We start from the raw sequence: 16,856 nt of genomic DNA on the forward strand, positions 1-16,856 counted from the left end.
TGTGATCCAACTCCGACTCAATGACTCATTTCGGCACTTATTTCGGCAAATGGGTGGCATAGGGGGCCAGGCGGCTGACCAACCCGGGCTCCCACTGCGACAACCCAAGGCGATCTGCCTCTTGCCACAAGTGTTGATATTGCTGGCGCGCAAGCGCCTCCATGCCTTCCTGCTCCAACAACTCCGCCTGCACCAGCAAGGCATGGAAGCGGGCTCTTGGCTCTTTCATCTGTGCCATCCGCTCATCAAGCAAGGCGAGCGCGGCGGCAATCCCCTGCTCCCCATGACGCAAGGCGACCTCCTCGGCCAGCTCGGCCTGTCCGCTGCCGCCCCCACTGCTCTTGGCAGGCTGCAACCAGCGGCTGCACTCGGGGGAGAGAAACGGGGAACCATCGCTGAAGGTGAGATCCCGCAGCGCTGGCAGGCGCTGCAAAAACGCATCCAGCTCCGCCATGATCGCCTGCGCCACCGCGCCATATCCCAGCTTCTGGGCCACCTCGGCCGAGAGCCTGTGCCCCTCGAACCAGTAAGGGGCCAGCGTCAGGCTCTGCTCGATGCGCTGCCAAAGCGCCAGATCTGGCGTGCCCATGGCTGCGCGATACTCATCCACCATGTCAACCGACATGGGCGCAAGCTGGGTCTTGTTGCCCTGCGCAGTCATGGGAGGTGTCGTGATACCGGCCCAGATGGCGTGACGACGCAGCCGATAGCCGATAGCCACCTCTGGCTGGCGCTCAATCAGCAGCTCCGCCACCTTGAGCTGGGTCTGTCGCCATGCCCGATCGTTGGAGCTGTCAATCTCGACCCCGGAGCCCTTGCTGCTGCCACTGAGCACCATGGTGCCCGCCATCCCGCTCGCACTGGCTGTGGCTGCAGCAGCGCTGCTTGCAGGTTGACCTCCGGCATCTGCCTGGGCTTGGGCAACCTGCTGTCGCTGAGCCCGCTTCAACCCCATCACCAGAGGATCCAGCAGTTCTCCCTTGTCAGGGCACTGGGCCAGCCAGACGGCCTCCAGCTGTTCTGCCTGCGCCAGCAACTGCGCCAGTTCCGCCGCCGAGGCGCTCTCGCTCACCCTCGGCAGGGCCCCCTCGAAACGCTTGATGATCTGCACCATCAATCGCTGCTTCTGGGTCGCATTCCCGGGCCAGGCCAACAGCCAGTAAGCCTTGATCCAGGCTTCCAGCAAGCTCAGCGCAGCCCCCATCGGGGTCGCCTTGGCGGGGTGCTGCAGGCAGCGCAACAGCTGTGCCAGCACCCGCATATCCTTGGTGCGGCTCTCCAGCAACCCCAGACAGGCTTCGGCGACCGCATTGAGATCGACCTGGCTGTGGGCAAGGGAGCCCAACTTGACCAGCTCGGTCTCCACATAGTCCCAGCGAGGCTCATCGGCCAGCACGGCCCCTTTGATCTGTGCATCCGGCAAGCTGGTGAGCAGACGGCTACACCAGGGGTGTTGATAGCTCATCTTCCCCCCCTACCAGCGACACTGTTGGCGCACCGGTATCAGCGCCTCTTTCAGGCCGCTGAGATCGACCCGCAGCAAGGCGCCGTTGGCCGCCTGAACCTGCAATTCACGATAACCGATCCAGCGTTTTAGCTCCTCGATGGCGGGCAGACCGCGGCCATATTCGAGCAACCATCCCTGATCCCGGATAAACCAGCTCTGACTGCTACGAGTCGCTTGTCCATCCAGCGCAACCGCGACACTCTCCCCGCGCCACGGCGCATCCAGCCGCAAGCGAATATGGGTGATGCTGTTGACACAACCTATCGCCAGGGTGGCACCGCGCAGGGCCGGACGGGTCAATACCGCCGTGCCGCTCTCCTCATCCTGTCGCAACAGGAAGGGTGAGCTATCCGGCACACGGGCCAACTCCTGATCCGCTATCGCCAGCCAGGCCGGAGACTTGGTGCTCTCCTTGCTGCCTGATGGCGTCGCCTCATTACCAAGGGCGTCATAGCAGGCGAGCCGGATCAGAGGGGATGGCTCACGACGACACGCTTGCCACGCCGCCATATCGAGGGGAGGCACCGCATTGCCGGTCGCCAGCAGCAGGGGCAACAAACCCATGATGCTCATCAGTTCACCTCCAGTTTCTGGCACTTGTGATCCAGGGTGCGCTTGGGAATATTGAGGCTCTCGGCCACCAGCATGCGATTGCCCTGAAAGTAGCGCAGGCGAGCTTCAATCACCGATGCCTCGTACTGCTGCATGGCCCGGCGCAGATCGCGGATATGGTTGTAATCGTCCAGCGCATCGGGCAGCTCGGCACAGACCCGATCCCGCAGTTCCGGCGGCAAGGCGCCAAGCCCCACCTCTTCACCGTGACGAGTGTGAGCACAGGCCACCTCCAGCAGATTGCGCAGTTCGCGCACGTTGCCGGGGAAGTCGTAACTTTGCAGTTGCTTGAGAAACTTGCGCTGCAAGCCAGCCAGTCCCTTGTCATCCTGCGCGGCAAACTGGGCCATGAAGTGCTGACAGAGCAGCGGCACATCCTCGATATGTTCGCGCAAGGGGGCGATCAGCAGCAGACACTGGCAGAGACGGTGGTAGAGGTCGGCACGGAACCGCCCCTCCTCCACATGGCGGGTAAGCGGCTGATGAGTGGCCGCGATGAGGCGAAAATCGGAGTGATACTCCTGCTCTGCCCCAAGCGGCCGGTAGCTGCGGGTCTCCAGCACCCGTAGCAGCTTGGCCTGCATGGCGGCGGGCATATCGCCCACTTCGTCGAGAAACAGGGTGCCACCATTGGCCTGCGCCACCAGCCCGGTCTTGTTGGAGAGGGCGCCGGAGAAGGCCCCTTTCTGATAACCGAACAGCTCGCTCTCAATGAGATTCTCCGGGATGGCGGCACAGTTGATGGCGACGAACGGCTTGGCGGCGCGCTCGGAGCACTGGTGCACCAAGCGGGCGACCACCTCCTTGCCACTGCCGGTCTCCCCCTGAATAAGCACGGTCAGCTTGTGCTGGCCCGCCTGGGCGATCTGCTCGCGCAAGCCGCGGATCACCGCCGACTGGCCAACCAGCTGATCCCCGAGCAACTTCTCGTGTTGGCGCTGACGCTCCCCCTCGCCCTTGATCTGACGCAGGGAGTCGCGCAGCACGTTCTGATCCCGGCGACTACGCCCCAGATCGCGGATCAGAGTGAGCTGGTTGCAAAAGACCTGCGCCAGACTGGCCAGCTCGGGACGAGCCGCCCACTCCTGCAACACATCTCCACTGTCCATCATCGCCAGCACGGCAAACGGCTTGCCGTTGCCATCATTGAGCGGAAAGGCGTGCAGACCGCACTGCTGGCCAAGGTTGGCCAGCAGTGCGCGAAAACCGGCGTGCTCAATGCGGGCACCGCCATGGAGGGAATCCCAGGTGCGGGATTGCGCCTTGTGCAGCACATAGGCGAGTGGATGAGAGAAATCATCTACCGCCAGCGCCAGCGCAACCTCCTGCCCCTTGACCCACCCTTTGCACTCCAGCTGGCGGCCGCTCACGTCCAGCATGCCAAGCAGCAGTCCTTTGGGCTGGAAGCTGGCATGGAGGGTCGAACTCCACCAGTGGCAGAGATGTTGTTCATCCCGTTGCGAGGTGAGCGCGAGGGCGAATGCGAGGGCTTGCTCCATGGTCAGCCCTCCACCTCGGCCACAAACTGGTGATCGGCCACCGAGAAGCGTACCCGGTTGATGGGCTCACCGGCCGAGAGGCGCTGCAACAGTTGCAGGGAAACCGGCGGCAGCAGGGCACCGTCGATGACGGACTCCAGCATCCGCGCGCCGTTCTCGCTGCGGTTGGCCCGCAGCAGGATCTCCTCGGCTACCTCGCTCTCCAGCACCACATCGGCACCAAAACGCTCCTTGAGCAGCTTGACCAGCCGATTGAGTTTGCCACCGACGATCTGCACCAAGGTGTCGTGACCGAGCGGCAGGTAGGGGATCACCTCCATCCGCGCCAGCAGGGCCGGCTTGAAGAAGGCGGCCAGCTCAGGGTAGAGCGCATCCAGCAGGTCATCAGGCTGCTCGGCATGATCAACGATGGTCTGGAAACCAAGGTTGGAGGTGAGGAAGAAGACCACGTTCTTGCAGTCGATGATCCGCCCTTCCCCATCGGCCAGCTCGCCCTTGTCGAACGCCTGATAGAATAGGTTGAGCACGTCAGGATGGGCTTTTTCCACCTCATCCAGCAGCACCACCGAGTAGGGTTTCTGGCGAATGGCTTCGGTCAGCACGCCCCCCTCGCCAAAGCCGACATAGCCGGGAGGCGAACCGATCAGACGGGAGACTGTGTGCTTCTCCTGATACTCGGACATGTTGATGGTGGTGAGATACTGGCGACCGCCAAACATCAGCTCGGCAATCTGCAATACGGTTTCGGTCTTGCCGACCCCGCTTGGCCCCACCAGCAGGAAGGCACCCAGCGGACGGCCTGGACGACGCAAATCGGCGCGTGCGGTCAGCAGGTGTTTGTGCAAATGGGCCACCGCCACATCCTGCCCCTTGATGAGCTCGCCAAGGTACTCCGGCAGACGGGTCACCACATCGAGCTCCCCTTGGGAGATGCGATTAAGCGGCACCCCGGTCCACTCGGCGATCACCGCTGCGACCTGAGTCTTGTCGACATGGGCGGAAACCAGCACCTCACCCTGTTGCAGCTCGGCCAGCTCGCGCTCGAGCCCGGCCAGTTGCTCGGCAGCCGCTTGCGGATCGAGCGGCGCATCGGCCAGATCCAGCGCTTCTCTGGCCAGCATCTCATCCTGCTGATCGGCCAGCAGGGCGGCACGCAGCTCGACAATCCGATGCACCAATCCCTGCTGTTGCTGCCACTGGGCTTCCTGCTCACGCAGGGTGTCACGGCAGGTCTGCTGGGCCGCTTTCAGTTCTATGAGTCGCTCATCGTTGTCACCCAGACCGATCAGGCTCTGGCGTTCCAGCTGACGGATCTCCAGCTCACGCTGGCGCAGTTCGTTTTGCAAATGGCTGACCGCGCGCGGTGGCGTGGTGAGGTTGATGGCCACCCGGGCACAGGCGGTATCGAGTACGTCGATCGCCTTGTCCGGCAGCTGACGGCCGGAAATGTAACGGGCAGAGAGCTGGGCGGCGGCTTGCAGCGCTTCCTCATCGATCAGCACCCCGTGGGCCTTTTCGTAGATGCTGCGCAGACCGCGCAGGATCACGGTGGCTTCAGCTGCATTAGGCTCACCCACTTTCACCAGCTGGAAGCGGCGCGACAGGGCGGCATCTTTTTCCACGTATTTCTTGTACTCACCCCAGGTGGTGGCGGCGATGGTGCGCAGTTCGCCACGGGCCAGCGCGGGTTTGATGAGGTTGGAGACATCAAGCCCGCCCGCCTGATTGCCCGCCCCGATCAGGGTGTGGGCCTCATCGATAAAGAGGATGACAGGTCGCACGGCGTCCTTGACCTCCTGCATCACCCCCTTGAAACGCTTCTCGAACTCCCCCTTGACCGAGGCTCCGGCCTGCATGGCGCCAAGATCCAGGGTCATCAGCTCCACATCGCGCAATTTTTCCGGCACCTGGCCTGCGACAATGCGCAGCGCCAACCCTTCGATCAGCGCGCTCTTGCCGACACCGGCCTCCCCCACCACAATGGGGTTGTTTTTGCGGCGACGGGAGAGGATGTCGATCATCAGATCGATCTCGTGATCCCGGCAGAGTACCGGATCCAGGGTTCCCTGACGGGCCTGTTCGGTGACGTTGACAGTAAAGCGGGCCAGCAGGCTGGCATCGGCGGGCAGCGCGGCCTGAGTCGAAGTGCCGTTAGCAGAAACAGTCACTTGGGTCTCGGCAGACTCTTTCACCCACTCGTCGAACTGCTGGCGCAGCAGTTCGCGATTGATGTTGGCAAGCAAACGGGTCACCGAGCCCGGCAGGTAACGCTGGGGAGTCATCAGCAGCACCAGCAGCATGACGCCGCTGCGCAGTTGGCCATGTTGCAGCTCGGCAGAGGCGAGCAGCCAGCTGTCTTGCAGCCACTCCACCAATAGCGGCGAGAAGGAGGGATAACCCTGACCATAACCGTTATCGGCCGCCGAGGGTTGCAGCAGGCTCTTTAACTCTTCAACCTCAACTTCGGCCCGTTTGAGGATCTGACGCACATCGCTGAGGGGGGTCTCCAGCATCTTGAGCAGCAGGTGCTCGATGCGGATCTCGGCGCCCTGATGATTGACACAGAGGGCCGCAGCCTCCTCCAGCATGTGACGGCAGATGGGGTTGAGTCTTTCCACCAGTACCGGTAGCTCTATACGAATCAAGGCGTGCTCTCCTTAAGTATTTATTTTAATAATTCGCCCAGTTGACGCAGTACGTCCTGGGTCTGGTTATTGAGTTGGTGGTGATAGAGGCCAAAGATGATGGCCAGGATCAGCGCGCCGCCCATAAACAGGGTGCGCAGGGAGACTTGCTTGCGCAGCTGGTAGCGAGATGCCTGCTGCCCGAGGTCGAGATGAAACACGCTGGGTGCCTCACCACCACGTTCGAGTGACAGCTGCTTGTGCAGTTGCTTGACGATCCGTTCAAACTCGTCACGGCCCTGGCTCATCACCTTGTAGCGCCCCTCAAAACCAAGGCACAGGCAGAGATAGATGAACTCCAGAATGTCGCGATAGCGCACCGGATCTTCCTGCAGACGCGACAGCAGCACGAACACCTTCTCGCCCCCCCAGGTCTCGTTGTGAAACCTGGCCAGCAGGGAGTGTTGGGACCATTCGCTCTGGCTGCCCCAATCGCGCCCCATCACCGCCTCATCGATAAAAGTACAGAGGATGTAGCGAAACGAGAGGACGACGCCGTTCTCGTAACCCTGCGCCATCAACTCCTGCTCGATGGCCTGGATCTCGGTCACCACCCGTTGATAAAGCTCGGGCACCCGGTCGTAGCGCGACAACAGACGCACCCGCTGTACCAGCCCCAATAGCGGGGTCACCGCATCGATCATCGGGTTGATGCTCTGGCCACGCAGGCGGAACCAGTAGTCCGAATCCATGTCCAGCTGCTCGGCGTGATCGAACAGCAGGTCGCTCAGTTGCTCGTTGTTGATAATGTCCGTGGTCATCTCTGCTTGTTTCCTTGATGCGATCACTGGCTACGGATGGCCCAGAGCTGCATGTCGAGCTCGGGGAAATCACCGGCGATGTGGAAGGCGAGCGTGTTGCTGACCGCCAGCATCTGCCAGGCAGGGCTCTGACGGTCGAGCTGGAAGTAGCTGTAACCGGCGTGATAGGGCAACTGGCGCGGCGCCACCGGCAGCGGCAACAGCGGGATACCGGGCAGCTGCAGGCTGATGAGTTCGCGGATCTTGTCGCTCGACGCCACCTTGGTCTGCTGCAGCAACTGTTTGCGCAGCTGCTCCTGCGGCATGCGGGCACGCACTGCCAGCACGAAGTCGGCGCTTTGCATCAACTCGCTCTCGTTGACCATGGCCACCATAACGCCGTACTGGTGCTTGCGCAGCTGGATGGAGACGGCACGTGGCGACAGCACGGTACTGAGCGCCTGACGCAGGGCCAACATCACCTGCTCGAAGCTCACCTGCTGATCGTCATGACGATAGGCGGGGAACTCGGGGGGCAGACGGGACTCGTCGGTAAAGGTCATCAACTCGCCACAAAGCTGCACCAGTGCCTCGTGCAACCGCTCGGGGTGCAGGGTGCCAAGACGCGCCAGATGGGAGAGCTGGGGCTGAGCCCGGTTGAGCAGTTGCAGCATCATGAACTCGGCCACATCGGCCACCCCCTGCTGTCCCGGCGCAGCGATGCGCTGGGAGAGGCTGCGAGCCCGCTCGGCCACGAGGCCAGCCGATTCGCCGAGGAAGCGCTTGAGGGTCGGAATGGCAGAGACACTGATACTGCAAGGCATGAAGTTGGGATCCAGCACCAGACCGCCATCCGGGCGCTTGTCCAGAATGCGGGCGATGGCGAGGGACGCATAGGCGCTGCGATCTTCCCGCTCCAGCATCAACCGCAAGCTGACCCGACCCACTTCGAGGGAAACCACGTCGCCCCCTTCGCTGTGCAGATCCCGCACATCGTGGCGATGGGCCTGCAGCCGGGTGGCGACCTGACCGCCCTGATTGACCTCGTTGACCCCGCTCACCGAGAGCGGCAGCGCCAGATAGACCTTCTGGTTGGCCACCGAGGCATCGGTGATCTCCAGCGGGGTCGGCAGCACATCATCGTTCGGAATGTTGAAGACGGTGCCGTCCGGCAGGATACCGGTGGCCCCCACCAGCGCGATGCGGCCAAAGCCGAGGTAATCCTCGTTGATGGCAAGCGACTGCAACCCGTAGAAATAGTCGGACAGCGCGCTCAAACGCGCGTGCAGCGCGTAATCTGAATGTCTCTGTTGTTGCTGGAAGTGCTGGGGCTTGATAAAGAGCCCTTCACGCCAGATAACCCGATTTCGACTCGACATGATTATTCTTCTTCTTTTTGTAGTTCCACTTCATCCAGGCGCAGGTGCACCAGGATTTGATAGGCCGTTCCCTTGCTCTTGACCTTGATGACCTTGCGCCACTCGGCGCTGTCCGGATCGGCGTACCGAGCAATCACGCCGATGTAACGGGTCTTCTCGTCAAGCTTGACGGGGGGCAGGTATTTGAACTGGCCGGGCAGCAGGGTGTAGTCCTGATGATCCAGGTAGTTCTTGCCAAGGGCCTTCTCTACATCCGCCGTCACCTGGTCATAGTCCGTAGCGAGCAGCTTGGAATCTTCAGCCAGCAGCACCACCTGAAACTCGATGGGTGCCGCCTCCCCGCTCTCGTTGGGGTTGACATCAGGCTCTGCCAACAGGCTGAGCCCCAGGGTGGAGGGCTGGTCATCGTTGCTCCCCACCTGGATATCCGGGTTCATGGCCACATCGGCCATCTTGCCCATGGTGGTACAACCGGCCAGGGCCAGCAGACAGGCCCCAAACCACAGTGCACGTATCATCAAATAAGTCCCTGTTGCTGACGCACGGCCTGGTCATACGCCTGGGCGTAGACCTGATGGAACAGCTTGTCGAACCCCTGCTGACGAGCAGAGGTGAGTTCGCGGTAGTAGTGCTGGTACATGTTCCAGGCCCAGCCTTCATCGGCCACACCCGGGGTACCGGTACGACGGTAGTGCTCGAAACGACCGAGCAACGCCTCGGGCGAGAAGGCTTGCAGGATGCTGTCGAGCGCAGCGCCAATAGCCTGCTGGTTCGCCACGTGGTGAATGCGTACATTGCGCAGACTCTCGGCTACTGCAGCAGGCGCGGTCAGGTGCACCGGGCTCTTCTGCTCGGCAAACATCACTGCCAGGGTCTCGTCATAATCGAGACCAAGACGCAGCGGGTTGTCCTCGATGGGGCGCAGGTGCTTGTCTGCCAGCGCCGCCTGATCGCTTTGCAGTTGCAGCAACCCCTCCACCATGGCACGCACTGTCTTGCCCATCTCTTCGAGCATGTCGTGGGCTTGCTGGGTGTCTTGCAGCTGCAACGGCTGGCCAAGACCACGCATCAGCGGAGTCAGGGCGACGTGATCAACGCCCTCCAGTGGCTGGAAGTCGGGGTGGTTCTCGATGGTGGGCATATCCAGAAATTCTTGGTTCATGGTGTTCTCGACGGCTGAAAATGGAGCGAGGGATACGGTGTCCATATCCGGTTGAAACTGCGGTTGAGCCTGCAGGCGAGCATCTACCAACGGACTCGGGGCCGCACGCTCCTGTTGCAATGCCAGCAGGGGGTCGACCCCCAGGTCCTGTGGATCATCCAGGGTCTGGGTGTGGTGAGGACCGCTGGCCAGCCACTCATCAAGCTGCTCGGTCGGACGGTTGCCCAGCACCTGCTGCAAACTCTGCTCGGGGGAGATGGCACCGAGATAGGCTCTCAGGCGAAAAGGGCCGACAATCAGCTCGTCACCCTGCTCGAGGTTGACCTTGCGAGCCCGCCCGATGGGCGAGGTGGCACCATTGATGTAGGTCTGGCCGCTGAGATCGCACAGGCAGAAACGACCGTCATTGAGCTCGACGCGGGCATGGGCTGGCATCACCGCCCCCAACCTGTCTCGCAGTTGCCAGTCATCCTGTTCGGAGGAGCCCAATGTTCCCCCCATCTCGTCGAAGCGATATTGCACCTGCTGGCTGCCGTCGAGCTGCTCGCTGTTAAGCACCACCAAAGATAGTTGCTGGTTAAAGTCGTCCACATTCACTCCTGCACGTATTCCTACACTGAATTTCTGTGCTTATTCCTGTACACAGATTGTCACGAACGGGTCACTCGGCGGTTGGCCGAGAAAGGTACTCCACCCCAGACGGGCACTCTGCTCCTCCCCCAATCTCAGCCCCTTGGCCTGCTCCTGGCCGAAGCCAAGCCGCAGATCCCAAGCCAGCTGATCGCGCAAGATGAAGGAGACAAAGGTCACCAGGGCGTGGAAATGCTCCCCGTTCGGGAGAAATCCGAGAAACTGGCTAAAACTCAGATCATTGATTTTCAATAAAAACTTGCCGGCACAATCATTAACCTTGTCACCGATGACGAAGTCGTGCCCCAAAGTGGCGCAAGCACCGCCCAAGCGGTTTTGCTGCTCCGGATGGATCGGCACCTTGCGCCACTGCCAGGCACTCACTTTCACATCCGCCAGATCGAAGCAGTGGGCCACGAGACCGGCAACCACCTCGGGAGAACGGCTGGGGCTGGCCAGCATGCCTGCATAGGAGAGCATCTTGGCGCGGTTGACCGGCAAACTCTGACAGACGGCATCGTTGCCAAGCCCCACCAACGCAAACATCAGACGGGAGAACCCATCCTCACCGTCATCCTGAAAACGGACGTGGTAGCGATACTTGCGCCAGATCCGGTGCAGCAGGGTCAGCAGGCGGTGGTGGAAGAAATCCAGGAAAAGACCGAGCTTCTGTTCCCCCTGGGCGTACTCCCACGCCAGCGAGTCGAGGTAATACCCCGGCATCGGCGACTGGCTGCCGTGCAGACCCAGAAAGGCCACTTCCAGCTCGTGGCGCCCCTTCTCGTCGCGGCCAATTTGCAGCACGTCGCTGGTGGGAAATCCCAGCGATGCTGTCGCCTTGAAACGAATATTTTCGTCACTCGGCAGGTGGTCGAGACCACGCTCCTGATCGGCACCGTCCAGCCTGTTGAGCAGCTCAACCAGCTGGAAGAAATTGAAACGGGGCGCCTCGTTGGCGGCACTCACATCAGGGAGTGCTGACCGATCTGGACTGGCCACTGATAGCGCTCCTTGTTATCGAGATTGACCACTTCAAGCAGGTGGAAAGCGTTGACGCTGGCATAGAGCGAGAAGAAGTGGGCCAGCACGGTGCTGAAGAGATAAAGCTCCCCTTCGCTGCCAAAGGCGGACTGGCGGATGGAGAGCACCGACTTGAGCCCCCGCACCGGCATGCCGCGCACCAGCCTGTCCACAGGCTTGGTCTCGATCTCCTCGATCCCCGCCAGCCGCTTGCGCGACGCCTGCTCTGCCTGCTTGTCGTGTAAAGCGGGAAAGTCATAGGTACGCAGCACCTGCACCAGGGCATCCCGGCGCAGCAGAGAGACATAGTTGAGTGACAGGTTGGAAATCAGGGTCCAATGCAGGCTGCCATCCAGTGCCGGACGCAGCGGCCGGGTCGGCCGGATCAGGTTGCGGAAGGTAGCAAACGACGGTGAACTGCCGGTCGGCACGCAGATACTGCCCACCTTGAGGCGGGCAGCGCGGGAGCGGTTGGTGCAGGTGAGCGTAACCGAGATGGATTCATCCAGATCGACCGTAGTGGTTTCATCCCCCCGCACAAACGACAGACTGTGCTCGAAGCCATCACCACTCACCGACTCCCTGACCCGCACCCGGTAATAGAGCGCCAGCCGCTGTTTGGCCCGCTCAATCTGATGCTGAAAACTTTCGAACGGCTGATAAATGCGTGGCGTACCGCGGGAGCGGCCCATATTGCCCTCAACCCAGCCTTCAACCTGATCCACCGAGAAAATTTCGAAACTGTCGGCATAGCGATAGCTCGCCTTGAGCGGGTATTCCGCCTGACGGCCGTTGAGATTGACCGGCTCGCTGTCGTGCTGGAACAGATTGATAGCCGGCACGCAGTTGAGCATGAAAGAGTCGGGACGGATCTTGAGTTCCGCTGGCAAGGGCCGGTCGAAACAGAAATGGATTTTGAATTCACTCACCGGCAGCGGCTGTTTGGGCCACTCACCACCGGAGAGTTCGAAGAAGAGAAAGCTCTCCGGAAAGCAGAAATACTCCTGCAGGATCCGGTAACCGGAGTAAACGTTGTTCGGATAGGGCAACAGCGCATCGTCGCGCTCGAAGCCGACCGATTTGAGAGCCTTGGCCTCCTGACGAAAGCGCTTGCCGTCGATCTCCAGCTCGATATGGGAGAGCTGGTTGGAGAGCCAGAAGTAGAGCTCATACGCGGTGTAGCTGTCGCCCCCCAGGAAGAAGCGCAGCTTGTCCAGCTGCAATTCGCTAAGCGGCAGGGGGGCATGCAGCGCAATATCGAGCGAGATAGTAGAGAGATCGTTGCCACTTTGCGCCGTTATCTGACGCATTTCGGCCGGATAGACCCAGGCATCGTGACAGGTCTGAAAATGGCAGGTCACGTCGTCGATTGGCAAACTGTCCAGCTGGCAACCCTGCCTGACCAGTGCCGGTTGGGCAATGGCACCCGGAATGACCGAAAACTGCATGATGGTCATGCTGGGGACGGGGCGCAGATAGTTCGGCCAGAGCATATTGAGCAGACCGTGGGTCAGCTCGGGGAACTCGTCCTCGATTTTGGCGCGCAGGTTGCCCGTAAGAAACGCAAAGCCTTCCAGCAGGCGTTCCACATCAGGGTCGGTATTCTGCTCCGACAAAAAACGGGTGAGTTCGGGATAGCTATCGGCAAATTCGCGCCCTTGCAGGCGCAAAAAAGCCAACTCATCCCTGAAGTAATGTTCCAGCGACATTGATCAGACCATGCGGTAGTGACGGTGACTGTCCATATGGACGTTGAACGAGGTAACTTGCTCGATATGCTCCAGCCGCACATGGGCCGTCACCTGAAACGACATCTCAAGCGGACTTGCCTGATAGTCGGGTGAACGGACATCCACATGGATGATCCGAGGTTCATAACGACGGATGCATTGCCGGATCGCCTCCCGGATCCGCCCCTTGATATCCGCACTACCCTGAGTGGCGTCATTGAGATCAATAACCCCCAAATCGGGTGCACTGCGGCAATTGCCGGGACGGGTGTTGAGGATCTGGTCGAGCTGCCGTTTGACAGAATCAACCAACTCATCAACTTCCGAACGAGGGGAGGAGCCAAGCCCCTCCCCCCGGATACGATCAAACAGGCTGGCCGCATTTCCTCTATCCCAGGAAGAGAGATGCGGCATCGGGCCTTATTCCTTGTCCAGTCGACCTACCAGAGAGAGCTCGAAGCTCGCCCCCATGTACTTGAAGTGCGGGCGCACGGCCATGGCAACCTGGTACCAGCCCGGCTCCCCTTCCACATCCAGCACCTTGATCTGGGCGGCGCGCAGCGGACGACGGCTACGGACGTCTGCTGGCGGGTTCTCTTGGTCGGCAACGTACTGCTTGATCCAGCCGTTCAGTTCACGCTCCAGATCCTGACGCTCCTTCCAGGAGCCGATCTGCTCACGCTGCAACACTTTGATGTAGTGCGCCAGACGGTTGATGATGAACATATACGGCAGCTGTGTACCCAGCTTGTAGTTGGTCTCTGCTTCCTTGCCTTCCTTGGTGTTGGGGAACACCTTGGGTTTTTGCACCGAGTTGGCAGAGAAGAACGCCGCGTTGTCGCTGTCCTTGCGCATGGTCAAGGTGATGAAACCCTCTTCAGAGAGCTCATACTCGCGACGGTCGGTGATGAGCACTTCGGTCGGGATCTTTGCTTGCAGCTGACCCATGGCCTCATAGACGTGCACCGGCAGATCGTGAATGGCGCCACCACTTTGCGGGCCAATAATGTTCGGGCACCAGCGGTACTTGGCGAAGCTGTCGGTCAGGGAGGTGCCCATCAAATAGGCAGTGTTGCCCCACAGGTAGTGATCGTGATCCGAGCTGATATCTTCCTGATAATTGAAACCCTTGATGGGGTTTTCAGTCGGATCATAAGGCAGACGGGCCAGGAAACGTGGTGCAGTCAACCCCAGATAACGGGCATCTTCCGATTCGCGCAGGGAGCGCCATTTGGTGTAGGCCGGTCCTTCGAACACCGATTTCAGATCCTTGATAGAGGGCAGATCGGTGAAGCTGTCGACGCCAAAGAAGGCGGGGGCGACAGAGGAGATGAAGGGGGCGTGGGCCATGGCACCGACGGCACTGACATACTGCATCAGCTTGATGTCAGGAGAGCTGTGGGTAAAGGCGTAGTCGCCGATCACGGCACCGATCGGCTGGCCGCCGAACTGGCCGTAGCCGGTTGAATAGACATGCTTGTAGAGACCGGACTGGGTGATCTCCGGGGAAAACTCGAAATCTTCCAGCAGCTCTTCCTTGGTAGCGTGCAGCACCTGGATCTTGATGTTTTCACGAAAATCGGTGCGATCTACCAACAGCTTGAGGGAGCGCCAGGAGGATTCCATCTCTTGCAGCTCTTTGGCATGCAGGATGACGTCCATCTGCTTGCTCAGCTTCTTGTCGAGCTCGACAATCATGCTGTCAACCAATGCCTTGTTGACCGGCTCGCTGGTGGTACCGCTGTCCAGAATGTTGGCGATAAGCGCAGCCACACCCTGCTTGGCAACACTGTACCCCTCATCAACCGGTGTGATGCGAGCCTGCGCCATGATTTCGTCCAACAAAGAGGACGAGGAGGCTGCACCCGCCCCCGCTTGAACCTGTTCTTCGACCAAAGACATGTTTGTTCCTTTCTCGTCAGTCAATACAACCCGCCGATCACTCGGCAGGCTTGATCAAATCCAGCTCTTTGAGCAGTTGCTCACGAGCCTCATCACTGGACAGCAGATCCTGCAAACGATTGCGGAAAGAAGGGATATTGCCCAATGGCCCCTTCAGGGCAACCAGCGCCTCACGCAGTTCAAGCAGCTTGCGCAGCTCGGGGACCTGTTGGGCAACACTGTCAGGAGTGAAGTCTTCCAGAGACTGGATTTTGATCGAAACCGGCAGATCGTCCTGGCTGTTCTCTTCCAGACGATTGGGAACAGAGAAGCTCAGTTCCAGTGCAGATTCTTTCATGACGGAAGAAAAGTTGTTTTTGTCGATGGAAACGGTTTGGCGCTCCTCGATCGGCGTTTCTTCGGTACGGCCCTTCATATTACCGACCACCATCATAGTCAGCGGAAGTTCAATTTCCGCCTGTTGACCACCGGTTGCCGGTACATATTTGATATTGATACGTTCTTTGGGCGCAACTGTGGCGCCGTCAATTCCTTTTCCCATGCTCTAAATACCAAGTTAAGGGTCACCCAAGACCCTATAGCTTATAGCTTATACCCCTCCTCTCAACTGTAAGATATTACAGTTAAGCCATCCTATGGACGATTTTGTCAAAGAGGCACTCACCAACGATGCACTTTTGATATATTTCAAGCAAAAGCTCTAGTTATCAAGAGCACAATATCTCTTGTTATTTATCTACAACCCGAAGCCTCAACTCAATGGTGTGAGGTCATATTGGCATTAATGCCTATTTTGAGCGGCATGGTATATAGAGAGAATTTGATGGTCAACGAATAATTCTAACGCGAACACATGAAAGTCATTAAAACCATTAAAAAACAAAAACTTAAATGAAAAATCAATCTTTGCGACAATAAAGACGCTCGCACGATGACATCACAATAACAACCTGTCATTTATTACAGTTGACCTAGGGTAGCATTAGAAGAATGCGCCATCGAATCACATTATTGATACCGTCTTTATCGCTATGCGAGCGCATGCGTCAAAATCAGTCGTTAAGCCAATCGAATGAATTGAATTAAGTAACGCTAATAATTTGATTCATATAGCTTGCTTGCATTTATGGCCAGTTTAAAAAAAACCACTATTTATCGAAAACATAAATGACGATCCGTAGTCATCACTCCCCTCATAAATCCAGCCGTAGCGTACAAGCCCCCCGAATCTACAAGTTATGCACCATTGAATCGCGTTGAGACGGCGTTGTTGCCCAAATCAGCTGTAAGAGCGTATCTTACACCCCCCGCCCCAAGTGACCGCTACACTCGGGGCTGTCTGACGGGCAGACCCAGGCTGTTCAGTTTGTTTATCGCTCCAACATACGCCATCACTTCCCCTACCTGACCGTTGTATTTTCGCAGACTGATTTTCCCCGCCAGCAACCGCTTGAACCGATGCATCGCCGTCTCTGCCAGCGAGCGCCGGTGATACCTCGATATCTTCTTCCAGTGCGCCAACCGTTCCTTGCGCATCACCAGCACGGCCTCATTTCTTGGGTGTCCCTTTTTCCATAACCCCGCGTTCTTGCGAGGCGGGATACAGGCTGTCGCTCCTTTACCTGCTATCAGCTGATGGCTGGCTTTGCTGTCGTAGGCGCCATCCGCATAAATACGGCCCAGCTTGCGCCGCAGTGGATTGTGTAGTGGTCTAATCATCCCGGACACCATTTTAGGTGGTACAGTCGCCACCATGACCTGAGGTGTCCAATGACAAGATTACGTCGCTCATTTACTGCCGAATTCAAACTCGAAGCCGCATCCCTGGTGCTCGACCAGGGATATTCTGTCCCCGAAGCCAGCCGTTCACTGGACGTTGGTGAAACCGTACTGCGCCGCTGGGTTCAGCAACTGCAATCCGAACGCGGTGGTACAACCCCCACCGGAAAAGCACTGACTCCGGAGCAGTAAAAAATTCAGGAGCTGGAAGC

General features: G+C 59.2%; 13 protein-coding genes and 2 pseudogenes. 1 reads left to right on the plus strand and 14 read right to left on the minus strand.

Annotated features, from left to right (window positions below; genetic code table 11):
* Positions 1–37: 37 nt before the first annotated feature.
* The 14 genes and pseudogenes from tssA to AACR14_RS02090 form a co-directional block, all read right to left on the minus strand.
* Complete coding sequence (gene tssA / locus AACR14_RS02025) at positions 38–1,465, minus strand: type VI secretion system protein TssA (RefSeq protein WP_019444939.1); 1,428 nt, start codon at positions 1,463–1,465, stop codon at positions 38–40.
* A 9-nt stretch (positions 1,466–1,474) separates the two neighbouring features.
* Positions 1,475–2,080, minus strand: coding sequence for a type VI secretion system-associated protein VasI (gene vasI, locus AACR14_RS02030; RefSeq protein ID WP_019444940.1), 606 nt, complete (start codon positions 2,078–2,080; stop codon positions 1,475–1,477).
* Positions 2,080–3,618 (minus strand): sigma-54 interaction domain-containing protein, encoded by a 1,539-nt coding sequence (locus AACR14_RS02035; RefSeq protein ID WP_019444941.1) that lies wholly within the window; start codon positions 3,616–3,618, stop codon positions 2,080–2,082. The genes vasI and AACR14_RS02035 overlap by 1 nt, the downstream gene beginning before the upstream one ends.
* A 2-nt stretch (positions 3,619–3,620) precedes the next feature.
* Positions 3,621–6,263, minus strand: coding sequence for a type VI secretion system ATPase TssH (gene tssH, locus AACR14_RS02040; RefSeq protein ID WP_019444942.1), 2,643 nt, complete (start codon positions 6,261–6,263; stop codon positions 3,621–3,623).
* Between the two features lie 20 nt (positions 6,264–6,283).
* Positions 6,284–7,063, minus strand: coding sequence for a type IVB secretion system protein IcmH/DotU (gene icmH / locus AACR14_RS02045; protein ID WP_019444943.1), 780 nt, complete (start codon positions 7,061–7,063; stop codon positions 6,284–6,286).
* A 23-nt stretch (positions 7,064–7,086) separates the two neighbouring features.
* Positions 7,087–8,421, minus strand: coding sequence for a type VI secretion system baseplate subunit TssK (gene tssK, locus AACR14_RS02050; RefSeq protein WP_019444944.1), 1,335 nt, complete (start codon positions 8,419–8,421; stop codon positions 7,087–7,089).
* 2 nt (positions 8,422–8,423) lie between these two features.
* Entirely contained in the window at positions 8,424–8,939 is a 516-nt protein-coding gene (tssJ, locus tag AACR14_RS02055; RefSeq protein WP_019444945.1) for a type VI secretion system lipoprotein TssJ, read from the minus strand.
* Positions 8,939–10,174, minus strand: coding sequence for a type VI secretion system-associated FHA domain protein TagH (gene tagH, locus AACR14_RS02060; RefSeq protein ID WP_019444946.1), 1,236 nt, complete (start codon positions 10,172–10,174; stop codon positions 8,939–8,941). Before tagH ends, tssJ begins: the two co-directional genes overlap by 1 nt.
* 39 nt (positions 10,175–10,213) lie before the next feature.
* On the minus strand, positions 10,214–11,212 hold the full coding sequence (gene tssG / locus AACR14_RS02065) for a type VI secretion system baseplate subunit TssG (RefSeq protein WP_019444947.1): 999 nt from the start codon (positions 11,210–11,212) through the stop codon (positions 10,214–10,216).
* Positions 11,176–12,942, minus strand: coding sequence for a type VI secretion system baseplate subunit TssF (gene tssF, locus AACR14_RS02070; protein ID WP_019444948.1), 1,767 nt, complete (start codon positions 12,940–12,942; stop codon positions 11,176–11,178). Before tssF ends, tssG begins: the two co-directional genes overlap by 37 nt.
* A gap of 3 nt (positions 12,943–12,945) precedes the next feature.
* Positions 12,946–13,377 (minus strand): type VI secretion system baseplate subunit TssE, encoded by a 432-nt coding sequence (tssE, locus tag AACR14_RS02075; protein ID WP_005299981.1) that lies wholly within the window; start codon positions 13,375–13,377, stop codon positions 12,946–12,948.
* 6 nt (positions 13,378–13,383) lie between these two features.
* A complete protein-coding gene (gene tssC / locus AACR14_RS02080) occupies positions 13,384–14,865 on the minus strand; it encodes a type VI secretion system contractile sheath large subunit (RefSeq protein WP_019444949.1) in 1,482 nt (493 codons plus the stop codon).
* Between the two features lie 37 nt (positions 14,866–14,902).
* Positions 14,903–15,406: a type VI secretion system contractile sheath small subunit gene (gene tssB / locus AACR14_RS02085; protein WP_019444950.1), complete on the minus strand. Its 504-nt coding sequence runs from the start codon at positions 15,404–15,406 to the stop codon at positions 14,903–14,905.
* Positions 15,407–16,188: 782 nt separating this feature from the next.
* Positions 16,189–16,572 (minus strand): annotated as a pseudogene (locus AACR14_RS02090) (transposase); the annotation flags it as partial.
* Between the two features lie 63 nt (positions 16,573–16,635).
* On the opposite strand from AACR14_RS02090, the pseudogene AACR14_RS02095 reads away from it, so the two are divergent.
* Positions 16,636–16,833, plus strand: a pseudogene (locus AACR14_RS02095) (IS3 family transposase); the annotation flags it as partial.
* Positions 16,834–16,856: the final 23 nt, after the last annotated feature.

The sequence above is a fragment of the Aeromonas sp. 159 genome (genome assembly GCF_963862045.1).
GTDB classification, from domain to species: Bacteria; Pseudomonadota; Gammaproteobacteria; order Enterobacterales; family Aeromonadaceae; genus Aeromonas; species Aeromonas veronii.